Origin of the sequence: Burkholderia sp. (assembly GCF_018375725.1) — a bacterium.
Lineage (GTDB): Bacteria > Pseudomonadota > Gammaproteobacteria > Burkholderiales > Burkholderiaceae > Burkholderia.
The window spans coordinates 1-4,454 of sequence record NZ_JAHACR010000324.1 but is presented as its reverse complement, the minus strand read 5'-3'; the positions used below and the strand labels follow the sequence as shown (position 1 = coordinate 4,454).

The 4,454-nt window shown below is 65.6% G+C and carries 5 protein-coding genes and 1 pseudogene; 3 read left to right on the top strand and 3 right to left on the bottom strand.

Annotation, left to right across the window (positions count from 1 at the left end):
• Both fusA and KH616_RS21870 read left to right on the top strand, forming a co-directional pair.
• Nucleotides 1-244: pseudogene (gene fusA, locus KH616_RS21875) on the top strand (elongation factor G); the annotation flags it as partial.
• A gap of 20 nt (nt 245-264) precedes the next feature.
• The gene (locus tag KH616_RS21870) at nt 265-684 is read left to right on the top strand and encodes a DUF1810 domain-containing protein (protein ID WP_292250733.1); all 420 of its coding nucleotides are present in this window, start codon (nt 265-267) and stop codon (nt 682-684) included.
• 95 nt (nt 685-779) lie between these two features.
• Here the strand turns inward: KH616_RS21870 and KH616_RS21865 are convergent, their stop codons facing one another.
• Nucleotides 780-1,103, bottom strand: a complete 324-nt coding sequence (locus KH616_RS21865) for a hypothetical protein (RefSeq protein ID WP_292250732.1) — start codon at nt 1,101-1,103, stop codon at nt 780-782.
• A gap of 636 nt (nt 1,104-1,739) precedes the next feature.
• Between KH616_RS21865 and KH616_RS21860 the strand changes: the two genes are divergently transcribed.
• The gene (locus KH616_RS21860) at nt 1,740-3,377 is read left to right on the top strand and encodes an AMP-binding protein (protein ID WP_292250731.1); all 1,638 of its coding nucleotides are present in this window, start codon (nt 1,740-1,742) and stop codon (nt 3,375-3,377) included.
• A 123-nt stretch (nt 3,378-3,500) separates the two neighbouring features.
• On the opposite strand, the gene KH616_RS21855 is transcribed toward KH616_RS21860, so the two are convergent.
• Entirely contained in the window at nt 3,501-3,713 is a 213-nt protein-coding gene (locus KH616_RS21855; protein WP_292250729.1) for a hypothetical protein, read from the bottom strand.
• A gap of 114 nt (nt 3,714-3,827) precedes the next feature.
• On the bottom strand, nt 3,828-4,262 hold the full coding sequence (locus tag KH616_RS21850; RefSeq protein ID WP_292250727.1) for a hypothetical protein: 435 nt from the start codon (nt 4,260-4,262) through the stop codon (nt 3,828-3,830).
• Nucleotides 4,263-4,454: the final 192 nt, after the last annotated feature.

Genomic DNA, 4,454 nt, shown 5'->3' with positions numbered 1-4,454 from the left:
CATCGGCGACCTGTCCGCGCGTCGCGGGCAAGTGCACGGCACGCGCACGATGGGCGGCAGCGCCATGGTGGTGACGGGCAAGGTCCCGCTTGCCGAACTCAACGACTATCAGTCTCGTCTGAACGCGATTGCCGGCGGACACGGCAACTACAGCATCCAGTTGAGCCACTACGATCCGGTGCCTCCGGCCCAGCAGGCGAAGCTGGCGGCGCAGCACAAGAGCCGGGGCGGCAACGCCGAGTGAGCGGACTGACGGAGGGCGATATGGACGATCCCTATGACCTGCAGCGCTTCGTCGACGCACAGGATCCGGTATATGAGCGGGTATGTGACGAATTGAGAAGCGGGCACAAGCAAAGCCACTGGATGTGGTTCGTGTTTCCGCAGATCGAGGGGCTGGGCGACAGCGCCATGGCGCAACGGTACGCCATGGCGAGCCTGGCCGAGGCCGAAGCGTATCTTCAGCATCCGCTGCTCGGCGAACGGCTGCGCGAGTGCACACGGCTGGTCAATCACGTCGACGGCCGCTCGATCCAGACGATTTTCGGCTATCCGGATTACCTGAAATTCCGCTCGTCGGTCACGCTGTTCGCGCATGCGACCCCGGACAACGGGGAATTTGTGGAAGCGCTCGAAAAATATTTCGGCGGCGAAGCCGATCATCAAACGCTGGCGCGCATCTAGGCGATGGTGGCTTCGTGTGCCCCGGACGACACTGGCGCGCCGGGGCGTGCCTCGATCGCCGTCATGGTTGCCCGGGCGATCGAGGGCGTCCGGCGTTACTGTGCGGGCGTCGACGCGCCGACAGCGGCCTTGTCCGCGGCGGCCTTGCCTGCCGCCTTCTGGCGAACCGGCGTGGACGTATTCTGGTCGGCCGTCAGCCGATAGCCGTCTTTCTCGACCGCGCGCAGATCTGCATCACGTTTTTCCCGTGCGGCCTTGCGCGCCGCCTTGCGTTGCGCCTTGCTCAACGGCTTGGCTGCCGGCGGGTTGGCCGGAACGGCTGCCGAAGCCTGGGCCATCGCGGCCGGTGCATCCACCAGCGCGAACCCGATCGTTGCTGCGATTGCTACCGCTACCATGCGCGCATGACGCTTGATCATGGTTGCTTCTCCTTGTCGATTGTTGATTGATTGCCAAATGGGCGCAGACGTTCGCGCTCGGCGCGCGGGCCATGTTCAGGCCGAGACCGCTTCTACAGGTACGCCGACCCTGGCGCATGCGTCCAGAACCGGGCATGGACTTTCCTGACGGCGCGCCGCGGATCGCCGTCTGCGCAAAGACGCTTGCCGGGATGCGCTGACGCGCTCGCCGGATATTCACGTACAGACGCAGATTCTACACGCGGGCGGCGACCGGATCGTGCCGATCGCGCGTTCGGGCGGCCGCGCCGTGGCGAGCGCGATACGCGCCCGGCCCTATGCGGGACGTGGTCGTTATGCCCCGTACGCCCCGCCGTCTTGGCAGGTTTTGTCAATTAAATGGCACAGAACGACATGGCGACGCGCCGCCGCTGCCCATACGATGAGCGCCTGACCGGACGTCCCAGCGTCCGGCACGACAACGAGAACGAATCCGGAGACGACCGATGCGCGCCAGGGCCGCGATGCTCGCCCGCGCGCGCCCTTTGCGGCTCCGCCCTCGCCCGATGTGCGGCCGCTTGCATTCACGCGCATCCTGCCGGCGTTCAAGGCGTCTTCCCGATATCCGAATATCGATCCGCAGTGAGGAGAAGCAAGTTGAGGACGAAACCCTGGCTCGCCGCCTACGGCGACATTCCGGCCACGATCGACGCGGATGCCTGTCCGTCGGTCACGCATCTGATGGAAACGGCAATGCGAACATATGCGGCGCAACCCGCGATCCGGGCGTTCGGCCAGACACTGACCTATGCGGATATCGACCGTCTGTCCCGGAATTTCGCGGCGTACCTCCAGCAGCGGATCGGTGTGCGCAAGGGCGACCGCGTCGCGGTGATGGTGCCCAACCTGGCGGCTTTCCCGATCGCGTTCCTCGGCATCATTCGGGCGGGCGCCATCCAGGTGAACGTCAACCCGCTCTATACCGCGCACGAACTGGCGCACCAGCTGAACGACGCCGGCGTCGACACGATCGTCGTCTACAGCGGCAGCACGGGCGTCGTCGCGGACGTGCTGGACGACGTGCCGCTTAGGCACGTCGTCACGGTCGATCCCGGCGACGGCCTCGGCGCCGCCCTGCCGTCGCCGCCGGTGGATCCGCGGCTGTCGTCGGCCGTCGGGTTTGCGGCCGCGCTCGAGGCAGGCGCAACGCTGCCGTTCGAGCCCGTCGAATCGAGCCGCGACGATCTGCTGTTCCTTCAATACACGGGCGGCACGACCGGCGTATCGAAAGGCGCCGCGCTCACGCATCGCAACCTCGTCGCCAACACCGAGCAGTTCAAGGCGATGATGGCGCCGTTGCTGCGCCCGGGACAGGAAACCGTCGTCACGGCGCTGCCGCTTTATCACGTATTCGCGTTGATGGTGAACCTGATCACGTACTTCTCGCTCGGCGCGGAAAACTGGCTCGTCGCCAATCCCCGCGATACGGCCGGGCTGATCGATGTGATCGCCCAGTCGCGGATGACCTGCTTCACCGGCGTGAACACGCTTTACGCCGCGCTGGTCGCCCATCCGGCGCTCGAGAACGTTGATTTCTCGAATCTGCGCATCGCGGCCGGCGGCGGGTCCGCGATCCTGCCGTCGACGTCGGCGCGCTGGAAGGCCATCACCGGCACGTTTATCCGCGAAGGCTACGGACTGTCGGAAACCAGCCCGGTCGTATCGTTCAATCCGTATTTCACGAACGAATTCAACGGCAGCGTCGGGCTGCCGGTCCCATCGACCGACGTCCGTCTGCTGACCGACGATGGCCGCGATGCCGGCATCGGCGAGTCGGGCGAGATCTGCGTGAAAGGCCCGCAGGTGTGCCGCGGCTACTGGAACCAGCCCGACGCGACGCGTGCGTCGTTTACCGATGACGGCTATTTCCGGACCGGCGACATCGGCGTGTTCGACGAACGCGGTTTGCTCCGGATCGTCGACCGTCTGAAGGACATGATCATCGTGTCCGGCTTCAATGTGTATCCGAACGAAGTCGAAGCGGCGGCCTCGGCGTATGCGGACATCGCCGAATGCGCATGCGTCGGCGTTCCGAGCGAGAAAACCGGGGAAGCGGTGAAATTGTTCGTCGTGAAGCGCCGTGACGCGGCCGTCACGGGAGACGACGTGATCGCGCATTGCCGGCAGGCGCTGGCGGCATACAAGGTGCCGAGGGAAGTCGTGTTCGTCGACGAACTGCCGAAGTCGACCGTGGGCAAGATTCTGCGCCGCGCGTTGCGGCACCGCGACACGTAATGCGGAAATGGCGGCTGTCGCGACAGGCGCGATGACGGCGCGGCGTCCGCGCCGGAACCGCAAGCGGATGCGGCCCGCCGCGGCAATGCAATGCTCGCGGCGAGCCCCCCGGCCGCTTCTTTCTTAGTAGCCGTACATCTCGACGCACGGGTCGAGCTTCGTCGGCTCGCAGACCACCGAATACTTCGCGCTTGCGCGTATCAACGCCTCGCCCTCGTGAAGCGCGACTTTGACATCGGGATCTTGCTCGTAAGCAATGAACGCGGAACAGGCGACCGCTGACGTGACGACCAGCGAGAAAGCGATTTTCTCAAGGAGCAGAAAACGGTGCGGCATATGTCGGATTTCCTTCAAGGCCGACATTATAGCTCGCAATCAGGGTTTTCCCTTATATTGGCAGCGCCGGGCGCGGCGCACCGCGCCTGAATCGGATTTTCCGCCGTCCGTGCGTTACTGCGGCGCCGACGCCGGGGCGCTGCTGCCCGGCAGCGCCTTGCCGATCCGGTCGATCAGCGATTTCGCCGCGCCGGTCGCGAGCGCCGCGTCGACGCCGGATGTCTGCCATGCGCCGTCCGCATCCTGAACGAACGTCAGCATCGCGTGCGACGGCTCGTGGTCGGCATTGCGCCAGACAATCACCACGTTGCATGTGTAGGTGCGCTCTCCGGCCTTCTGGCAATCGCCGTCCGGCTTGGCCGAGACGACGTCTGCCGAGACGGGCAACGGTTGCCCGAGCAGCATGTTGAGCGGCCCGTGATTCTCGGCTTCGAGCGCGCGGCGGACAGCCGAGTCGATGTCGCGCGTGCCGGGGCCGGCATGAAACAGGTTGCAGGCGGCGAGCAGCGCCGACGAGACGCCCAGCGTGAGCAGCGTTTGAAGCTTCATGAATATCCGTGGTCCGTTATGCATCCGGCATCGCGATCGCACGCGCCGACCGAGTGCGACCGGGTGCTTTACGCCGCGTAGTCTGCCCCGTTCGCGCCGTGCGAGCGGTATCCATTTGTAACCGCTGCCGTCTGTCGGGCATGTGCGCGGGCTGCCGAGTCATGCCCGGGCACGCGGCTGCGTCCTGCGCCA

Excerpts from the sequence above, each read along its gene's own strand:
- KH616_RS21850 (WP_292250727.1), bottom strand. The coding sequence starts at position 4,262 with ATGAAGCTTCAAACGCTGCTCACGCTGGGCGTCTCGTCGGCGCTGCTC.
- KH616_RS21870 (WP_292250733.1), top strand. The coding sequence starts at position 265 with ATGGACGATCCCTATGACCTGCAGCGCTTCGTCGACGCACAGGATCCG.
- KH616_RS21855 (WP_292250729.1), bottom strand. The coding sequence starts at position 3,713 with ATGCCGCACCGTTTTCTGCTCCTTGAGAAAATCGCTTTCTCGCTGGTC.
- KH616_RS21865 (WP_292250732.1), bottom strand. The coding sequence starts at position 1,103 with ATGATCAAGCGTCATGCGCGCATGGTAGCGGTAGCAATCGCAGCAACG.